The sequence below is a fragment of the Nesterenkonia aethiopica genome (assembly GCF_039534665.1).
Taxonomy (GTDB): Bacteria; Actinomycetota; Actinomycetes; order Actinomycetales; family Micrococcaceae; genus Nesterenkonia; species Nesterenkonia aethiopica.
Genome location: NZ_BAAAVT010000050.1, coordinates 1 through 590 on the forward strand (window position 1 = coordinate 1; position 590 = coordinate 590).

2 protein-coding genes are annotated in these 590 nt (G+C 65.1%); both read right to left on the minus strand.

The genetic code is table 11. The features are described 5' to 3' along the window. Nucleotides 1–309, minus strand: a 309-nt coding sequence (locus tag ABD658_RS15395; protein WP_425574518.1) for an IS3 family transposase, incomplete at its 3' end; no start/stop codon positions are given. Nucleotides 310–356: 47 nt separating this feature from the next. After that, nucleotides 357–590 (minus strand): transposase (locus ABD658_RS15295; protein ID WP_425574519.1); only part of this gene is annotated, 234 nt, incomplete at its 5' end.

The following is a 590-nucleotide window of genomic DNA, read 5'->3' on the forward strand; positions in this document are numbered from 1 at the left end:
CCGGTTTGGCTCCTGGCGTGTGAACCCGCGTTGGACCAGATCGGTGGCGATCTGATCGGGCAGGATCCGTCGCCACTTGCGCCGCCCCGTCAAACCTCTGAGTCCGGCCCGGCGCATCAGGAGCTCTATCTGCTGGTGACCGACCGGGATGCCACGCCCCATAGTGAGCTCAGCGTGGACTCGTCGCACCCCGTAGCGCCCGTGAGACGCGGCATGGACCTCAGCGATGACACCGGTGAGCCACTCGTGACGGATCGCTCTCTCGGAAGGGGCTCGGCGGCGTTGGGCGTAGTAGCTAGATTCCGCCACTCCGAGAACTCGACAGGCAACCTGGACTGGCAGTTCATGCGCGGCGATCAGCTCGACTGCCGCGCGTCGCCTTTTGGGCTGGTCTCGGCTTTTAGCACCTCCACCGCCTTCGTCGTTACGGCCAGCTGCAGCTCCAATTCAGCGATCCGCTTTCTCGCCGCACGTAGCTCAGCGCTCTCCGCAGTGCTCAGCCCGGGGATCTCGCCACGGTCGATCCGGTCTTGTCGGCGCCAGGCATAGATCGTCTGGTCACTGATCTGCAGGTCGTGGGCGATGCTCGC